The organism is Micromonospora sp. NPDC004540, assembly GCF_040610095.1.
Classification (GTDB): Bacteria; Actinomycetota; Actinomycetes; order Mycobacteriales; family Micromonosporaceae; genus Micromonospora.
The window spans coordinates 14565-32339 of the sequence record NZ_JBEXLR010000073.1; the positions used below are offsets into that span (position 1 = coordinate 14565).

Below are 17775 nucleotides of genomic sequence, written 5' to 3' on the forward strand. Positions count from 1 at the left end.
CGAGCGACGACGCACCCGTCGGCGCCGCTCAGCGCAACCGGCGCGGCAGCGCCGAGCCGTCCGGCTCACGGTTCGAGCACGACCTTGACGCAGCCGTCCTGCTTCTTCTGGAACATCTCGTACGCCTGCGGCGCCCGCGCCAGCGGCAGCCGGTGGGTCCGCAGGTCCTCGACGCCGAGCGGGTCGTCGTCGCCGGCGAGCAGCGGCAGGACCTCGTCGATCCAGCGCTTCACGTGGCACTGCCCCATGCGCAGCTGGACGCCCCGGTCGAACATCTCCATGAGCGGCATCGGGTCCTGCTCGCCGCCGTACACGCCGGAGATCGAGACGGTGCCGCCGCGCCGGACCGCCTTGAGCGCGGCGTGCAGCACCTCGAGCCGGTCCACGCCGGCCCTGTCGGTCATGGACTGGGCCAGCTTGTCCGGCAGCAACCCGGCGGCGGCCTGGGCGACCTTGCCCAGCGGCGCGCCGTGGGCCTCCATGCCGACCGCGTCGATCACCGCGTCCGGGCCGCGCCCGTCGACCAGGTCGACCAGCGCCCCGGGCACGTCGTCCAGCTCGCTGACGTCGAGCACCTCGATGCCGTGCCGGCGCGCCATCTCCAGCCGCTCCGGCACCAGGTCCAGCCCGATCACCCGGCCCGCGCCGAGGTGCCGCCCGATCCGGGCGCTGAACTGCCCGACCGGGCCGAGGCCGAACACGGCCAGGGTGCCGCCGGGCGGAGTGTCCGCGTACTTCACCGCCTGCCAGGCGGTGGGCAGGATGTCGGAGAGGTAGAGCCAGCGCTCGTCGGGACCGGTCTCCGGGATCTTGATCGGGCCGAACTGGGCCTGCGGCACCCGCAGGTACTCGGCCTGCCCGCCGGGGACGGAGCCGTAGAGCGAGGTGTAGCCGAACAGCGCGGCGCCCTTGCCCTCGCTGGTCACCTGGGTGGTCTCGCACTGGGCGTAGAGCTGGCGGTCGCACATCCAGCAGGAGCCGCACGCGATGTTGAACGGGACGACCACGCGGTCGCCGGGCTTGAGCCGGGTCACGCCCGCGCCGACCTCCTCGACGATGCCCATCGGCTCGTGCCCCAGGACGTCGCCGGGCTTCAGGTACGGTCCGAGCACCTCGTACAGGTGCAGGTCGGAGCCGCAGATCGCGGTCGAGGTGATCCGGATGACGGCGTCGGTCGGCTCCTCGATCCGGGGGTCCGGCACGTCCTCGACGCGGACGTCACGCTTGCCTTGCCAGGTCAGTGCCTTCATGCCTGAATGTCCCCTCTTCGGTGCCGTCCATCGGACTGCTACCCGTGGGGGAGGGCTTGAACCGGCGGCGGGCGCCTCGCGCACCCAGGGAAAAGGCCGACCGCCGCGCCCCTGGTGCGGGGCGCGGCGGTCGGGGTGGCGCGACGGCCGGGGCTCAGGAGCCCGGGGTGCCGGCGCGCTTGGACGTCGCCTTGAGGTAGTCCCGGTTGAGCCGGCCGATGGTGTTCAGCGGGATGCCCTTCGGGCAGGCCGCCGCGCACTCGCCGACGTTGGTGCAGCCGCCGAAGCCGGCCTCGTCGTGCGCGTCCACCATGCCGATCACCCGGGTGTACCGCTCGGGCTGGCCCTGCGGCAGCAGCGAGAGCTGGGTGATCTTGGCGGCGGTGAACAGCATGCCGGAGCCGTTCGGGCAGGCCGCCACGCAGGCGCCGCAGCCGATGCAGGCGGCGGACTCGAAGGCCGCGTCCGCGTTGGCCTTGGCAACCGGCGTGGAGTGTGCCTCCGGGGCGCTGCCGGTCGGGGCGGTGACGTAGCCGCCGGCCGCGATGATCTTGTCGAAGGCGTTCCGGTCGACCACCAGGTCCTTGACGACCGGGAAGGCCCGGGCCCGCCACGGCTCGATGTCGATCGTGTCGCCGTCGGAGAACTGCCGCATGTGCAGCTGGCAGGCGGTGGTGCCGCGCTGCGGGCCGTGCGCCTCACCGTTGATCATGAGGCTGCACATGCCGCAGATGCCCTCGCGGCAGTCGTGGTCGAACGCCACCGGCTCGTCGCCGTCGAGGATGAGCCGCTCGTTGAGCACGTCGAGCATCTCCAGGAAGGACATGTCCGGGGACACGTCCTGCACCTGGTAGGTCACCATCTGACCCTTGTCCTCAGGGCCCTGCTGGCGCCAGATGCGCAGGGTCAGGTTCACTTGTAGCTCCGCTGCGTGGGGTGGACGTATTCGAAGGTCAGGTCTTCCTTGTGCAGCACGGGCTGACCGGTGCCGGTGTACTCCCAGGCCGCCACGTAGGAGAACCGGTCGTCGTCGCGCTGCGCCTCACCGTCGGGGGTCTGGTGCTCGGCCCGGAAGTGGCCGCCGCAGGACTCCTCGCGGTGCAGGGCGTCGATGCACATGAGCTCGGCCAGCTCGAAGAAGTCGGCCACCCGGCCGGCCTTCTCCAGCGACTGGTTGAGCCCCTCGCCGTCGCCCGGGACGCGGACCCGCTGCCAGAACTCGTCGCGCAGCGTCCGGATCTCGTCGATCGCCTTGCGCAGCCCGGCCTCGGAGCGCTCCATGCCGCAGTGCTCCCACATGATCTGGCCCAGCTCCCGGTGGAACGAGTCCACGGTCCGGTCGCCGTTGACCGCCAGCAGCCGCTGGAGCCGGTCCTCGACCTCGGTCCGTGCCGCCACCGCCTCGGGGTGGCTGGCGTCGACCTTCTCCAGCGGGCCGGAAGCCAGGTAGTTCGCGATGGTGTTCGGCAGCACGAAGTAGCCGTCGGCCAGGCCCTGCATGAGCGCCGAGGCGCCGAGCCGGTTCGCGCCGTGGTCGGAGAAGTTCGCCTCGCCGATCACGAACAGACCCGGGATGCTGGACTGGAGGTCGTAGTCGACCCAGAGGCCGCCCATCGTGTAGTGCACGGCGGGGTAGATCCGCATCGGGACCTGGTATGGGTCCTCGCCGGTGATCCGCTCGTACATCTCGAAGAGGTTGCCGTACTTCGCCTCGATGGCCTTGCGGCCGAGCCGGTTGATCGCGTCGGCGAAGTCGAGGTAGACGCCGAGCCCGCCGGGGCCGACGCCGCGCCCCTCGTCGCAGACGTTCTTCGCGGCGCGGGACGCGATGTCCCGGGGCACCAGGTTGCCGAAGGAGGGGTAGATCCGCTCCAGGTAGTAGTCCCGCTCGTCCTCGGGGATGTCCCGCGGGCTGCGGTCGTCGCCCTTGGCCTTGGGCACCCACACCCGGCCGTCGTTGCGCAGCGACTCGCTCATCAGGGTCAGCTTCGACTGGTGGTCGCCGGAGACCGGGATGCAGGTCGGGTGGATCTGGGTGTAGCAGGGGTTGGCGAAGTACGCGCCCTTGCGGTGCGCCCGCCAGGAGGCGGTGACGTTGCAGCCCTTGGCGTTGGTGGAGAGGTAGAAGACGTTGCCGTAGCCGCCGGAGGCGAGCACGACCGCGTCGGCCATCTCGGTGCTGATCTCGCCGGTCACCAGGTCGCGCACCACGATGCCGCGGGCCCGGCCGTCGACGATCACCAGCTCGAGCATCTCGTGCCGGGAGTTCATCTCCACGTTGCCCAGGCCGATCTGCCGCTCCAGCGCCTGGTACGCGCCGAGCAGCAGCTGCTGGCCCGTCTGGCCCCGGGCGTAGAAGGTGCGCTGCACCTGCGCGCCGCCGAACGAGCGGGTGTCGAGCAGGCCGCCGTACTCGCGGGCGAACGGGACGCCCTGGGCGACGCACTGGTCGATGATGTTGACCGAGACCTCGGCCAGCCGGTGCACGTTCGACTCCCGGGAGCGGAAGTCGCCGCCCTTGACGGTGTCGTAGAAGAGCCGGTGCACCGAGTCGCCGTCGTTGCGGTAGTTCTTCGCGGCGTTGATGCCGCCCTGCGCGGCGATCGAGTGGGCCCGGCGCGGGCTGTCCTGGTAGCAGTAGGACTTCACCCGGTAGCCCTGCTCGGCAAGCGTCGCTGCGGCGGAGCCGCCGGCCAGGCCGGTGCCGACCACGATGACGGTGAGCTTCCGCCGGTTGGCCGGGTTGACCAGCTTCATCTCGAACCGGTGGCGCTCCCAGCGGGTCTCGATGGGGCCGTCCGGGGCCCTGGTGTCGGCGATCGGGTCGCCGGAGGTGTAGAGATCCATGTCAGGCCACCAATCCGGTGAGTACGGCGAACGGGACCACCAGGTAGCCGACGCAGAGCGCGACGGCGAAGACCAGGGCCGCGGCGCGCGCCCGGCGCTCGCCCTTCGGGGTCTGCTGCCCGAGGCTGCGGAACGCGCTGAAGGCGCCGTGCCGCAGGTGGAAGCCGAGCGTGACGATCGCCAGCGTGTAGAAGAGCGTGACGTACCAGCGGTCCGCGGCGAAGTCCTGGACCACGTTGCCGTACGGGTTGGCGGCGTCACCCTGCGGGTTCAGGTGACCGGTGGTCAGGTCCAGGATGTGGTAGATCACGAAGAGCAGGATGATCACACCACCCCAGCGCATCGTGCGGGCCGCATAGTTCACGTGGATCTTCCGGCGGTGCGCGTACTGCACCGGGCGGGCGGCCCGGGCGCGGGTCGCGAGCACGGTGGCCGAGACGATGTGCGCCAGCACGGCCACGGTGAGCACGGTGCGCTGGATCCACAGGTACCAGGTCGACGGCAGCAGCGGCGTCCCGAGCTCGCGCAGCCAGTGCGCGTAGTGGTCGAACGAGGCCTCGCCCGTGAAGATCTTCAGGTTGCCGAGCATGTGCACGACCAGGAACAGCACCAGGATGATGCCCGTCACCGCCATGACGGCCTTGAGGCCGACATTCGAGCGGATGGGCGACCGAGTTTTCGTGATTACCACGAGACCGACGCTAGGAGTAGTTCGATCAGGCGTCCAATGCATCGACTTCGCAGTCTTGATAGCCATAGGCTATACAGATGCAGCTCCATCAGCTCCGGTACTTCGTCGCGGTCGCAGAAGTACGACATTTCACCCAAGCTGCCGACCTGGTGGGCATCACGCAGCCCTCCCTGAGTAAGCAAATTCACGCGCTGGAGACCGACCTGGGGGCCCCGCTGTTCGAGCGGGTAAGGGGCAACATCGCCCTCACGGCGGCGGGCGAGGTGCTGCTGCCGCTGGCCAAGCGGATCCTCGCCGATGTGGACACCGCCACCCGCGAGGTGCAGGAGCTGGTCGGGCTGCGCCGGGGCCGGGTCCGGCTCGGCGCCACGCCCAGCCTGGCCACCTCACTGGCGCCCCCGGTGCTGCGCCGATTCCGCGACGCCCATCCCACCGTCGACCTGCGCGTCGAGGAGGGCGGCTCGCAGGACCTGGTCCGTGACCTGCTGCGCGGCGACCTCGACCTGGCGCTGATCATCATGCCCTCGACCGGCACCGACCCGGGGCTGCGCGCCGACCCGATCCTGCGGGAGAGCCTGGTGGTCGCGTCGGTCGATCCGCTGCCGGCCGCCTCCGAGCGGGGCGAGGTGCGCATCACCGACCTGCGCGACCAGCCCCTGGTGATGTTCCGCCAGGGCTACGACCTGCGCGACGCCACCCTCCAGGCGTGCCGGGAGGCCGGCTTCGAGCCGACCCTCTCGGTGGACGGCGGGGAGCTGGACGCCGTGCTCAGCTTCGTCGAGGCCGGGCTCGGCGCGGCCCTGGTGCCCGGCATCGCGGTCACCCGCCGGCCGGGCATCCGGGTCACCCGACTCGCCCCGCCCGGCGTGCGCCGGACCATCGCGGTGGCCCGCCGCCGCGACGTCGTGCCCACCCACGCGGGCCGCGAGCTGCGCCGCATCCTGCTGGAGTACGTCCACGACGCCACCGCCGCCGACCAACTCCCCGCCGGGGTCGAACCCCTCTAGCGGCCCTCGGCGTCGTCCATGGCGCGGTAGATGCGCTGCTCGGAGACCGGGTACGGGGTGCCGAGCGCCTGGGCGAAGACGTTCACCCGCAGCTCCTCGATCATCCAGCGGATCTGCCGGACCGCCGTGGACTGCCGCTTCGACGGCGGCAGCGCGGCGAGCATGTCCTGGTACTCCTTCTGCACCACGGCGATCCGGTCCTGCTGCTGCTTGTCCCGCTGCGGGTTGCCGGGCAGCCGGTCCAGCCGGCGCTCGATGGCGGTCAGGTAGCGCAGCAGGTCGGACAGGCGGGCGTACCCGGCCTCGGTGATGAAGCCCTTGTGCACCAGGCCGCCGAGCTGGGCCCGGATGTCGGCCAGGGCGGCCACCACGGCCAGGTTGCGGGTGGCGCCGAGCCGCTGTTCGACGGCGTACGCGGCGGCCAGCACCTGCCGGACCCGGCCCATCACCTCGACCACGGTGTCCACCAGGTCGGCGCGGACCCGGTCCCGCAGCGCCGTGAAGCCCTCGGCGTCCCAGGCCGGGCCGCCCGCGTCCGCCATGAGCTTGTCGATGGCCGCGCCGGCCGCGTCCTCGATGAGCGCCGGCACCCCGCCGTGCGGGTTGCGGGACAGCGCCAGCTTCGCCTCGTTGCTGAGCCGCCCCTGGAGGAACTTCGCCGGGGACGGCACGGTGAGCCGGAGCAGCCGCCGGGTGCCGGCCCAGTGCGCGGCCTCCTGCTCGGCGGGGGAGTCGAACACCTTCACCCCGACGGTCGTGCCCTCGTCGACCAGGGCGGGGTACGCGGTCACCGCGTAGCCGGCGCGGACCTGCTCGATGGTGCGCGGCAGGGTGCCGATGTCCCACCCGGTCAGCCCGGTCCGGGCCACGTCCGGCGCGGCGGCGGCGACGACCTGGCGTACCTCCTGGCGCAGCTCGCGTTGCAGGGCCGGCAGGTCCTTGCCCTCGGCGACCGGCTTGTCGTCGTCGCCGAGCACCCGGAAGGTGACCCGCAGGTGCGGCGGCAGCTTGCCGAGGTCCCAGGCGTCCGGTGGGACGGTCACCCCGGTCATCCGGCGCAGCTGCCGGGTGAGCGCGTCGAGCAGCGGCTCCTCGGCTGCCGGGAGCTGCGCGAGCGCCGCCCGGGCGTAGTCGGGCACCGGGACGAAGTTGCGCCGGATCGCCTTGGGCAGCGACCGGATCAGCGCGATCACCAGTTCCTCGCGCAGGCCGGGCACCTGCCAGTCGAAGCTCTCCGCGGGCACCTGGTTGAGCAGCGGCAGCGGGATGTCCACGGTGACGCCGTCGGTGGGGGTGCCCGGGTCGAAGGTGTAGGTGAGCGGCAAGGCGACCCCGTCGGCCCGCCACTCGTCCGGGTAGTCGGTCTCGTCCACCCCGCCGCGACCGGAGTTGATCAGCAGCTCGCGGGTGAAGGTGAGCAGGTCCGGCTGTTCCCGGCGGGTCTTCTTCCACCAGGTGTCGAAGTGCCGGCCGGAGACCACGTCGGCGGGGATCCGCTGGTCGTAGAAGTGGTAGATCGTCTCGTCGTCGACCAGGATGTCCCGCCGCCGGGCCCGGTTCTCCAGCTCCTCCACCTCGGCCAGCAGCCGCTGGTTGTCCTTCCAGAACTGGTGATGGGTCTGCCAGTCGCCCTCGACCAGGGCGTGCCGGATGAACAGCTCGCGGCTCAGCGCCGGGTCGATCCGGCCGAAATTGACCTTGCGGGAGGTGACGATCGGGATGCCGTACAGGGTGACCTTCTCGTAGGCCATCACGGCGGCCTGCTTCTTCTCCCAGTGCGGCTCGCTGTAGCTGCGCTTCACCAGGTGCTGGGCGAGCGGCTCGACCCACTCGGGCTCGACCCGGCCGGCCACCCGGCCCCAGAGCCGGGAGGTCTCCACCAGCTCGGCGGCCATCACCCAGCGCGGCGGCTTCCGGAACAGCGCCGAGCCCGGGAAGATCGCGAACTTCGCCCCACGCGCCCCCAGGTACTCGTGCTTCTGCGCGTCCTTGAGGCCCAGGTGGGAGAGCAGGCCGGGCAGCAGGGACTGGTGCACCTTCGGGGTGTCGATCTCCTCCGGCAGGTCGGCGCCGGCCCCGCGCCGGCCGTCACCCTTGTCCGAGGTACGCAGCACCTGGCGGAGCTGGCTGACGATGTCCTGCCACTCGCGCACCCGCAGGTAGTTCAGGTACTCCGCCTTGCACATCCGCCGGAACGCGCTGGAGGACAGCTCCCGCTGCTGCTCGCGCAGGTAGCGCCACAGGTTCAGGTACGCGACGAAGTCCGACTCCTTGTCGGCGAACCGGGCGTGCGCCTGGTCGGCCTGGGCCTGCTTGTCGGCGGGCCGCTCGCGTGGGTCCTGGATGGAGAGCGCGGCCGCGATCACGATCACCTCGGTGGCGCAGCCGTTGCGCTCGCCCTCCAGCACCATCCGGGCCAGCCGCGGGTCGACCGGGAGCTGGGCCAGCCGCCGGCCGAGCGGGGTGAGCCGCTTCGCCGGGTCGGTCTCGGCCGGGTCGAGCGCGCCCAGTTCGTGCAGCAGGTTCACGCCGTCGGTGACGTTGCGCCGGTCCGGCGGGTCGATGAACGGGAACGCGGCGATGTCGCCCAGCCCGATCGAGGTCATCTGGAGGATGACCGAGGCCAGGTTGGTGCGCAGGATCTCCGGGTCGGTGAACTCGGGCCGGTTCTCGAAGTCCTGCTCGTCGTAGAGGCGGATGCAGATGCCGTCCGAGGTCCGCCCGCAGCGTCCCTTGCGCTGGTTGGCCGAGGCCTGGGAGACCGGCTCGATCGGCAGCCGCTGCACCTTGAGTCGGCTGGAGTAGCGGGAGATCCGGGCGGTGCCGGGGTCCACCACGTACTTGATGCCGGGGACGGTCAGCGAGGTCTCCGCGACGTTGGTGGCGAGCACCACCCGGCGCCCGGCGTGCGGGGCGAAGACCCGGTGCTGCTCGGCCGTGGAGAGCCGGGCGTAGAGCGGAAGGATCTCGGTGCCGAGCAGCGACCGCTTCTTCTGCACCAGCTTGCCGAGCGCGTCGGCGGTGTCCCGGATCTCCCGCTCGCCGCTGAGGAAGACCAGGATGTCGCCCGGCCCCTCGGCGGCCAGTTCCTCGACCGCGTCGCCGATGGCCTGGATCTGGTCCCGGACGTTCTCCTCGTCGGCCTCGTCCTCCTCCTCGGCCTCGGTGACCTCGACCAGCGGCCGGTAGCGCACCTCCACCGGGTAGGTCCGCCCGGACACCTCGACGACCGGCGCCGGGTTGCCCTCGGCGTCGGCGAAGTGCTTGGCGAACCGGTCGGTCTCGATGGTCGCCGAGGTGATGACCACCTTGAGGTCGGGACGGCGGGGGAGAAGCTGCCGGAGGTAGCCGAGGATGAAGTCGATGTTGAGGCTGCGCTCGTGCGCCTCGTCGATGATCAACGTGTCGTACTGGCGCAGCATCCGGTCGGTCTGCAACTCGGCGAGCAGGATGCCGTCGGTCATCAGCTTCACCAGGCTGTTCTCGCCGACCTGGTCGGTGAAGCGCACCTTGTAGCCGACCACGTCGCCCAGCTCGGTGCCGAGCTCCTCGGCGATCCGGTCCGCCACCGTCCGGGCGGCGAGCCGGCGGGGCTGGGTGTGGCCGATCAGCCCGGTGACGCCGCGGCCCAGCTCCAGGCAGATCTTGGGCAGCTGGGTGGTCTTGCCGGAGCCGGTCTCGCCGGCCACGATCACCACCTGGTGGTCGCGGATGGCGGCGGCGATGTCGTCCTTGCGCTCGCTGACCGGCAGCTGCGCCGGATAGGTGATCGTCGGCACGGCGGCCCGCCGGGCGGCCAGCCGCGCCTCCGCCCGGGCCACCTCGGCCGCGATCTCGGTGAGCGCCGACTCCCGCCGCTGCGGGTCGCGCAGCTTCCGCACCCCGTCCAGCCGCCGCTGGAGCCGGCGCTGGTCGCGGAACATCAGGGCGGAAAGGCGGCGGTGCAGGTCGCGGGCGGTCTCGGGTACGGCGGGTGCGGCTGGATTCTGCATGTCGTCGCCAAGGATAGGCAGGCGCGCGGCGGAGCGCCCTCGGGTTACCGGCGGCAGGCCGGTCCGCGCAGCGGCGTTCCCTGGGCCGCCGGCGCCCGCGCGCCCTTCCAGGTCGGGGCGGGTGGCCGGGCTAGAGTTTCCGCCGAGGCGAGGTCGACGACGGGGACGGGATGATCATGCGGGACACCGACCGGGCGCTGGTGCAGGCCGCCACCGCCGTGGCGAAGCTGCGCTGCCGCAGCGAGAACCACACCGTTGCCGCCGCCGCACGGACCACCGACGGCCGGGTCTTCACCGGCGTGAACGTCTACCACTTCACCGGCGGCCCGTGCGCCGAGGTGGTGGCCATCGGCGCCGCCGCGACCCAGGGCGCGGGTGACCTGGAGACCATCGTCGCGGTGGGCGACCGCGGCCGGGGCGTCATCCCGCCGTGCGGCCGCTGCCGCCAGGTGCTGCTCGACTACTTCCCGTCGATCCGGGTGATCGTCGGCCCGCCGGACGCGCTGCGCGCGGTCCCGGTGACCGACCTGCTGCCGGAGACGTACGTCTGGTCGGACCACCAGGTGGAGGTCCCCGCCGGGCCGCCGCGCACCGGCGTGTGGCCGATGCCGGTGGTGCCGGGCAGTCGCCAGGCCGCCGAGGACTGAAGCCCCTCCACGGGAGCGGTTCGGCAGCTCTTGCGACGCCTCTACAACGTTGTAATACTCGGGCCGTCCCCGTGACGAGGAGGCCCGATGACATCGCAGCTGATCGAGGACGAGACCCCGATCGAGGCCCTCGGCGACCTCTACCGCGACGGCATCACCGCCTGCCGTGGCGCCTTCGGAGTCGACTGGGTCGCGCGGGTCGACGAGGACATCGACGCCGCGTTCCGGGAGGCGCGGGCCCGGCCGGACGGCGCGGTCGGCCGCGGCCCCGAGCGGTGGTACGTCGAAATCCACCCCGAGCAGCTGCGCGGCTTCGTCGACCTGGTCACCCACCCATGGGTGGTGTCGGTCTGCCGCGCGGTCCTCGGCCCCGACTACGAGATCGTCGAGCTGGGGTTCGACATCCCGTTCCCCGGCGCGAAGATGCAGCCGTGGCACCGGGACTTCCCGATGCCCGAGGAGACCCGCCTCCGGCGCCGGCTCACCTCGCTGGCGTTCAACCTGACCACGGTGGACACCGTGGAGGAGATGGGACCGTTCGAGATCGCCCCGGGCACCCAGTGGGACGACGGCCGCGACTTCGACCACGAGATGTTCCCACCGACGGACCGCCACCCCCGCTACGAGGCTCGCGCGGTCCGCAAGTATCCGCAGCGCGGCGACATCTCGGCGCGGTCCGCGCTCACCATCCATCGGGGCACGCCGAACGTCAGCCGGCTGGCCCGGCCCGTGCTGGTGCTCGGCGTCGACGCGCCGGGCGCCGGCAACGCCGCCCACCACGACATGGCGGTCACCCGGGACTACTGGGCGGCCCTGCCGGACGAGGTCCGGGCGCACCTGCACTGCCCCGTGGTCGACACCCTCGTGCCGATCCGCCAGAAGCACACCATCGAGGGGCTGGTGATGGGCGCGGAGTGAGGGCGCCGGGCGGTCAGTCGCCCGCGGCCGCCTCGAGCATCGAGCGGGGCACCGGCACCTGCTCGAAACGGACGTTGCCCTCCGGCACCATCCAGCTCAGCACCTGCGCTTCCAGCCGCCCGGCGCGGACGGCGGGGTCGTTGGCGTAGAGCTCGCGGGCCATCTGCGGATCGACCGACAGCACGACGAGGCCGCGGATCCGCTCGTCGTCACCGCCGAGGAAGGGGCCGGCCGCGAGCACGGCGCCCTGCTCCACCAGCCCGGCCTGGTGGGCCAGGTGCGCGTCCTGGAGCCGGTCGAGCGCGTCCTGGGGCAGGTCGGGCGCGTCGTCCGGCCGGACCAGGAGCACCACGGTGTGCTGGTCGAATCGCATGCCCTCAGGGTAGGGGCTGCCGGGCCCGCAGCGCCCGGATCGACCAGTCGAGCACCGGGGTCAGGCTCTCCGGTGGCGGCCAGCCGTTGACCACGGAGAGCAACTCCAGGTACCGCTCCCGCCGCGGGTCGTTGGCGGCCTCCAGCCGGTCCAGCAGCCGCCGGCGCAGGTCGGCGTCGTCGGGGCGGCCGCAGAGCCGGGCGTACCGGCCCGTGGCCGCGGCCACGACCGGGTCGGCCCGGGGCGCGGTCGGGTCGACGCCGGCGGCCAGCGCCGGGGCCGCCTCCTCCCGGACCACGGCGACCGCGTCCCGGCGGACGCCCGGCGCGCCGGCCCGGTCGGCCGCGTGCTGCTCGGCGAGCCGGCGCAGGCCGGCCCGGAAGTCCGGGTCGAGGGCCAGCTCGGCCAGCTCCACCCACGCCTCGACCTGCTCGTCGGCGGGATCGTCGGGCAGTTCGGGAGTGAGCGACCGCCGGATCCCCGCGAACCCCGGCTCGGTCAGTCCGGCGAAGGCGCTGTCCAGGAACTCGTCGACCAGCCGCCGTCGCTCCGCCTCGGCGAGCCCGGCCAGCCGGTGCAGCAGCTCGGTCTGCGCGGCGTCCGATCCGCGCCGGGCGACCACGGTCAGCACCGCTCGGCGCAGCCGCAGCACCCGGATCTGGGTGGCCAGGGCGTCGGCGTGCGCCGCGGCGACCTCGGGCAGGGTGACCTCCCGCTCCACCACCCGGCGCACCGTGGGCAGGTCGACGCCCAGCTCGCGCAGCGTCCGCACCAGCTCCACGCGGGCCGGCGCCTCCGCGCCGTAGCGGCGGTGACCGGTGGGGCCGCGGTCGGTCGGCGGCACGATCCCGCGGTCGGACCAGAAGCGGATGGTCTTCACCGGCAACCCGGTCCGCCGGGCCAGGTCGCCGATCGAGTAGTGCGTCGCACCGTCCATGCCGCCCACCCTGCCGCCTCCCCCTGGTGGAGGCGCAACCCGCGTATCGACGACACCGAGTTAGGCCAGCCTAACCAGCTCGGTTAAGGTAAGGCGTACCTAATCCGAGAGGCGAACACCCCCGTGACCACCGTCGCCGTCCGGCCCGCCCGGGCCGGCACCCCCACCCGCCGTGGCGTGCCCCGCCGCCTCGCGGTCACCCTGGCGGCGGCGCTCCTGCTCATCGTCGCGCTGCTGGCCAGCCTGGCGCTCGGCAGCCGCCACCTCCCCGTCGACCAGGTGTGGCACGCCCTGGTCGCCCCGGACGGCGGCGAGGCCACCACCGTGGTCCGCGAGCTGCGGCTGCCGCGGACCGCCCTGGGGCTGGTCGTCGGGGTCGCCCTGGCGCTGGCCGGGGTGCTCTTCCAGGCCGTCACCCGTAACCCGCTCGCCGAGCCGCGCATCCTCGGGGTCAGCGCCGGCGCGTCCTTCGGGGTGGTGCTGGCCATCGCCGTCTTCGGCGTGAGCACGCTCACCGGGTACGTCTGGTTCGGCATCGCCGGCGCGCTCCTCGCCGGGCTGCTGGTCTTCGCCGTCGCCAACCGCACCCGCGACGGCGCCAGCCCGGTCACCCTCGCGCTGGTCGGCGCGGCCCTCGACGCCGGTCTCGGCGCCGTCGTGTACGCGCTGCTCAGCATCGACGCCCGCACCTTCGAGGAGTACCGGTTCTGGGTGGTCGGCGGCCTGACCGGCCGGGACGTCGGCGTCGCCGGGCAGGTGCTGCCGTTCGTCCTCGCCGGCACCGTCCTCGCGGCGCTGGCCGCCCGGGGCCTGGACGCGCTCGCCCTCGGCGACGACGTGGCCCGCGGCCTCGGCCACCGGATCGCCCTGGTCCGCCTCGCCGCCGGTGTGGGCGGGGTGCTGCTCACCGGCGCCGCGGTGGCCGCCGCCGGGCCGATCGCCTTCGTCGGGCTGGCCGTGCCGCACCTGGCCCGGGCCCTGGTCGGCGCCGACCACCGGTGGACCCTGCTGGTCGCCGCGCTGCTCGGGCCGGCGCTGGTGCTCGGCGCCGACGTGATCGGCCGGCTCGTCGCCCCGCCCGGCGAGGTCCCGGCCGGCATCATCACGGCGCTGGTCGGCGCCCCGCTGCTCGCCTTCCTGGTCCGCCGCGCCAAGGTGGTGACCGCATGACCACCTCATCCACCGCCCTGCCGGGGCGGTCCCTGCTGCGGGTCGGCCCGCTGGCCGTGCCGGTACGCCGCCGCCCGGTGCTGGTCGCGGTCACGCTCTTCCTGCTGCTCGCCGCCGCCGTGGTGCTCAGCCTCTCGCTCGGCACCCCGTACGTGGCCCCGGCCGACGTGCTGCGCGCGCTCTCCGGCGCGGGCACCCCGTACGACCTCGTGGTGCTGGACCTGCGACTGCCCCGCGCGGTGCTCGCGGCGCTGGCCGGGGCGGCCTTCGGCGTGGCCGGCACCCTGATCCAGAGCGTGGCCCGCAACCCCCTGGCCAGCCCCGACGTCATCGGCGTCACGCAGGGCGCCGGCCTGGCCGCCACGGTGGCCCTGACCAGTGGCGCGGCGGCGGTCCTGGTGGCGCCGGCCGCGCTGCTCGGCGGCCTGGTGGCGGCCGTCCTGGTCTTCGCCCTCGGGGCGCGGCACGGCCTGGCCGCGCAGCGGTTCGTGCTGGCCGGCGTGGCGGTGGCGTTCGCGCTCCGGGCGCTGACCGAGGTGGTCATGCTGGCGGCCGACCCGATCGACGGGCTGCGCGCCCAGCTCTGGCTGATCGGCACCCTCGCCGGCAAGGGCTGGACCGAGGCGGCCTGGATCGCCGGCACCCTCGCCGCGCTGCTGCCCGTGCTGCTCTGGGCCGGCTGGGCGCTGCGCAGCACCGCCCTGGACGACGACACCGCCCGGGGGATCGGGCTGCGCCCGGTGGCCCGGCGGGTCGGCCTGGCCGCCACCGGCGTGCTGGCCGCCGCCACGGTCACCGCCCAGGTCGGCGCGGTGGACTTCGTGGCGCTGGTCGCCCCGCAGGTGGCCCGCCGGCTGGTCCGCGCGGAGCGGCCGCCGCTGCTCTGTGCCGCCCTGCTCGGGGCGCTGCTGCTGGTGCTCGCGGACCTGGCCGGCCGCCGGTTGTTCGCCCCCACCCAGCTCCCGGCCGGCGTGCTCACCGCGGCGATCGGCGGCCCGTACCTGATCTTCCTGCTGCTGCGCATCCGAGGGAGGCGGTCGTGACCGCGATGCTCTCCACCCGCGACCTGGTCGTCGGCTACGAGACCCGGACCGTGCTGGACGGGCTGGACCTCGACCTGCCCGCCGACGCGTTCACCGTGATCGTCGGCCCGAACGCCTGCGGCAAGTCGACCCTGCTGCGCACCATGGCCCGGCTGCTCACTCCGCGCCGGGGCGCGGTGCTGCTCGACGGCGCCGCGATCCGCGACCTGCCCACCCGCGACGTGGCCCGGCGGCTCGGCGTGCTGCCGCAGAGCCCGCTGGTGCCCGAGGGGATCACCGTGGCCGACCTGGTCGGCCGGGGCCGGCAGCCCTACCAGCGCTGGTGGCGGCAGTGGTCCACGGAGGACGGCCGGGCCGTCGAGGCGGCCATGGCCATGGCCGACGTGGCCGAACTCGCCGACCGGCCGGTGGACACCCTCTCCGGCGGGCAGCGGCAGCGGGTCTGGATCGCCATGACCCTGGCCCAGGACACCGAGGCGCTGCTGCTGGACGAGCCGACCACCTTCCTCGACCTGGCCCACCAGGTCGAGGTGCTGGACCTGCTGCACCGGCTGCGCGCCGAGCGCGGCCGGACCGTGGTCGCCGTGCTGCACGACCTCAACCAGGCCGCCCGGTACGCCGACCACCTGGTCGCCATGCGCGGCGGTGCGGTGGTCGCCGCCGGCCCGCCGCGCGAGATCCTCACCGCCGACCTGGTCCGCGACGTCTTCGGGCTCGACTGCGTGGTCGTGCCCTGCCCGGTCACCGGCGCCCCGCTCGTGGTGCCCGCCCTCACCCACACCTCGGCCACCTCGGCCGCCACGCCGGCTCCGGCCGGCGCCTCCGTCGGCGACGCCTGATCGCGCGCCGACCCGTACCTGTCTGGAAAGGACCTTCTTGATGCGTCGTCTCGCCGCCGCTCTCACCGCGGCCCTCGCCCTCGGCGTGGGCCTCACCGCCTGTGGGGAGAGCGATCCCGTCTCCGGCACCAGCACCGGGGAGACCCGGGAGATCACCCACGCGATGGGCGCCACCAAGGTGCCCGCCGAGCCGAAGCGCGTGGTCGTGCTCGACACCGACAAGATCGACACCGCGCTCTCGCTGGGCGTCACCCCGGTCGGCGCGGCCACCGCCGGCGAGGCGAAGAGCTGGCCCACCTACTTCGGCGAGGACAAGCTCGCCGGCATCAAGGAGGTCGGGGTGCTCACCGAGCCCGACCTGGAGGCGATCAACGCGCTCAAGCCGGACCTGATCCTCGGCAGCAAGTTCCGCCAGGAGAAGTTCTACGACGAGCTGTCCGCCATCGCCCCGACCGTCTTCACCGAGAAGGTGGGCATCACCTGGAAGGAGAACTTCCTCCTCGACGGCAAGGCCCTCGGCAAGGAGCAGCAGGCGAAGGACCTGCTGGCCACGTATGAGAAGCGGGCCAAGGACTTCGGCGCGAAGCTGGGCGACGCCTCATCGCGGAAGGTCTCCATCGTGCGCTTCATCCCGGGCAACATCCGGGTCTACGGTCCGGACTCGTTCTCCGGCATCGTGGTCGGTGACACCGGCCTGGGCCGCCCCGAGCGGCAGCTGCTGGAGGGCAAGGAGGACAAGCGCTTCGACCTGGTCAGCCCCGAGCGGGTCAACGAGGTCGACGGCGACGTGGTGTTCGTGACCGCGTACGGCGAGAAGGCCGCCGCCGAGCAGACGAAGGTCACCGCCGGCAGCCTCTGGCAGGGCCTGTCCGCGGTGAAGGCGGGCAAGGCGCACGTGGTCTCCGACGAGGTCTGGATGACCGGCATCGGCGTCGGCGCCGCCAACAAGATCCTGGACGACCTGGAGAAGTACCTGGCCGCCTGAGCCACCGCACCGTCCGCGCCCGCCCGGCCCCGTGCCGGGCGGGCGCTGTCGTCGTCAGGCCGGGACCGGGTGGTCGGCCTCGAACCGGTCGCGGGTCAGGAAGGCGAGCTGGGCCCGCTTGTCCGGCATGTCGATCTCGGCGTCGAAGGTGAAGCCCTCCCGCTCCAGCCGGCGCAGCGCGCGCTCGTTGCGCACGTCCGGCTCGACGACGATGCGCTGCCGGGTGGGGTCGGTGAAGAGGAAGCGGGCCAGGGCGGGCCCGACCGCCGAGGTGAGGCCGGGAAGCTGCCGGCCCGGCGCGAGCAGCAGGTGCATCCCGATGTCGCCGGTGCGGACCGGGTAGCGCTCGCCGACCGGGTCCGCCTCGGGCCGGTAGGTCTGGAACAGGCCGACCGGCGTCCCGTCCAGGATGATCAGGTAGGCGTGGTGGGAGGCCAGGCCGTCGAGGAACGCGTAGACCTCCCGCACCTCCGCCTCGGTGTGCCCGCCCATGCCCCAGAACCGGGCCCACGGCTGGGTCACCCAGCCGTGCAGCAGGGCCGCGTCCGCCGCCGGGTCGACCGGGACGAGCCGCAGCTCGCCGAGGTCCGGCAGCTTCTCCTGGTACGTCATGACGGGTCTCCTTCTCGGGTGAGGTCGGTGTCGGGCACCGGGATCAGCTCGCCGGCCGCCCAGCGCGGCAGTTGGTCGTCGAAGTGCGGGTCGCCCGGCCGGCCGGCGGCGCCGAACGGCACCACCCAGCGGCTGCGCGAGCGGTCGGTGAGATCCCAGACGTAGCGGGCCACCGGGCCGCGCCAGCAGGCGTCGGAGACCCCGGGCACGCTGGAGGTGGCGAGCACGCAGTCGGTGTCGCCGCCGAGGGCCACCCGGTCGCCCATCGCGGCCACGGCGGCGTCGACCTCGGGCGCCGCGGTGAGATGCACCGGGTGCAGCCGGTGCCGCGCGCCCCACGCCGGGGCCGGGCCGGCCGCGGCCACCTCGGCTGTTCACGCCGTGGACCGACCCCCTCGCGCGGCTCGGGCACGCCCTCGACGGCCTGGTCGCCGGAGCGGACCGGCTCGGGGTGGACGTCCCCG

The 17775-nt window shown here is 73.3% G+C and carries 15 protein-coding genes and 1 pseudogene; 7 read left to right on the plus strand and 9 right to left on the minus strand.

Translation table 11 applies throughout. The features are described 5' to 3' along the window. Window positions 1-65: 65 nt before the first annotated feature. From ABZV78_RS22215 to ABZV78_RS22230, 4 genes are all read right to left on the minus strand, one after another. Window positions 66-1250, minus strand: a complete 1185-nt coding sequence (locus ABZV78_RS22215) for a zinc-dependent alcohol dehydrogenase (RefSeq protein ID WP_355641336.1) — start codon at window positions 1248-1250, stop codon at window positions 66-68. 154 nt (window positions 1251-1404) lie between these two features. Then, window positions 1405-2166, minus strand: coding sequence for a succinate dehydrogenase/fumarate reductase iron-sulfur subunit (locus ABZV78_RS22220; protein WP_355641338.1), 762 nt, complete (start codon window positions 2164-2166; stop codon window positions 1405-1407). Then, window positions 2163-4097 carry a fumarate reductase/succinate dehydrogenase flavoprotein subunit gene (locus ABZV78_RS22225; RefSeq protein ID WP_355641340.1) on the minus strand — a complete coding sequence of 645 codons (1935 nt, stop codon included), beginning with the start codon at window positions 4095-4097 and terminating at the stop codon, window positions 2163-2165. The genes ABZV78_RS22220 and ABZV78_RS22225 overlap by 4 nt, the downstream gene beginning before the upstream one ends. A gap of 1 nt (window position 4098) precedes the next feature. Continuing rightward, on the minus strand, window positions 4099-4830 hold the full coding sequence (locus ABZV78_RS22230) for a succinate dehydrogenase cytochrome b subunit (protein WP_355641342.1): 732 nt from the start codon (window positions 4828-4830) through the stop codon (window positions 4099-4101). A 29-nt stretch (window positions 4831-4859) separates the two neighbouring features. Here ABZV78_RS22230 and ABZV78_RS22235 point away from each other — a divergent pair, with 29 nt between their 5' ends. Then, window positions 4860-5795: a LysR family transcriptional regulator gene (locus tag ABZV78_RS22235; RefSeq protein WP_355641360.1), complete on the plus strand. Its 936-nt coding sequence runs from the start codon at window positions 4860-4862 to the stop codon at window positions 5793-5795. Here the strand turns inward: ABZV78_RS22235 and hrpA are convergent. Then, window positions 5792-9787, minus strand: a complete 3996-nt coding sequence (hrpA, locus tag ABZV78_RS22240; protein ID WP_355641344.1) for an ATP-dependent RNA helicase HrpA — start codon at window positions 9785-9787, stop codon at window positions 5792-5794. The two genes, ABZV78_RS22235 and hrpA, sit on opposite strands and share 4 nt — an antisense overlap. Window positions 9788-9957: 170 nt before the next feature. Here hrpA and ABZV78_RS22245 point away from each other — a divergent pair, with 170 nt between their 5' ends. Further along, the gene (locus ABZV78_RS22245) at window positions 9958-10434 is read left to right on the plus strand and encodes a cytidine deaminase (RefSeq protein ID WP_355641345.1); all 477 of its coding nucleotides are present in this window, start codon (window positions 9958-9960) and stop codon (window positions 10432-10434) included. Between the two features lie 87 nt (window positions 10435-10521). Continuing rightward, on the plus strand, window positions 10522-11352 hold the full coding sequence (locus tag ABZV78_RS22250; protein WP_355641347.1) for a phytanoyl-CoA dioxygenase family protein: 831 nt from the start codon (window positions 10522-10524) through the stop codon (window positions 11350-11352). Window positions 11353-11365: 13 nt separating this feature from the next. Here the strand turns inward: ABZV78_RS22250 and ABZV78_RS22255 are convergent, their stop codons facing one another. Then, window positions 11366-11725 (minus strand): YciI family protein, encoded by a 360-nt coding sequence (locus ABZV78_RS22255; protein ID WP_355641349.1) that lies wholly within the window; start codon window positions 11723-11725, stop codon window positions 11366-11368. 4 nt (window positions 11726-11729) lie between these two features. After that, window positions 11730-12662, minus strand: a complete 933-nt coding sequence (locus ABZV78_RS22260) for a MerR family transcriptional regulator (RefSeq protein WP_355641351.1) — start codon at window positions 12660-12662, stop codon at window positions 11730-11732. A gap of 123 nt (window positions 12663-12785) precedes the next feature. On the opposite strand from ABZV78_RS22260, the gene ABZV78_RS22265 reads away from it, so the two are divergent. The 4 genes from ABZV78_RS22265 to ABZV78_RS22280 are packed head-to-tail and all read left to right on the plus strand — an operon-like array spanning window position 12786 to window position 16699. Further along, window positions 12786-13832: an iron ABC transporter permease gene (locus ABZV78_RS22265; RefSeq protein WP_355641353.1), complete on the plus strand. Its 1047-nt coding sequence runs from the start codon at window positions 12786-12788 to the stop codon at window positions 13830-13832. After that, window positions 13829-14875 (plus strand): iron ABC transporter permease, encoded by a 1047-nt coding sequence (locus tag ABZV78_RS22270; RefSeq protein WP_355641355.1) that lies wholly within the window; start codon window positions 13829-13831, stop codon window positions 14873-14875. The genes ABZV78_RS22265 and ABZV78_RS22270 overlap by 4 nt, the downstream gene beginning before the upstream one ends. A gap of 5 nt (window positions 14876-14880) precedes the next feature. Then, on the plus strand, window positions 14881-15714 hold the full coding sequence (locus ABZV78_RS22275) for an ABC transporter ATP-binding protein (RefSeq protein WP_355641362.1): 834 nt from the start codon (window positions 14881-14883) through the stop codon (window positions 15712-15714). 40 nt (window positions 15715-15754) lie between these two features. Next, entirely contained in the window at window positions 15755-16699 is a 945-nt protein-coding gene (locus ABZV78_RS22280) for an iron-siderophore ABC transporter substrate-binding protein (RefSeq protein WP_355641356.1), read from the plus strand. Between the two features lie 54 nt (window positions 16700-16753). Here the strand turns inward: ABZV78_RS22280 and ABZV78_RS22285 are convergent, their stop codons facing one another. Next, on the minus strand, window positions 16754-17311 hold the full coding sequence (locus ABZV78_RS22285) for a GNAT family N-acetyltransferase (protein WP_355641358.1): 558 nt from the start codon (window positions 17309-17311) through the stop codon (window positions 16754-16756). After that, window positions 17308-17670 (minus strand): annotated as a pseudogene (locus ABZV78_RS22290) (penicillin acylase family protein); the annotation flags it as partial. The gene ABZV78_RS22285 and the pseudogene ABZV78_RS22290, both read right to left, overlap by 4 nt. Between the last annotated feature and the right edge of the window lie 105 nt (window positions 17671-17775).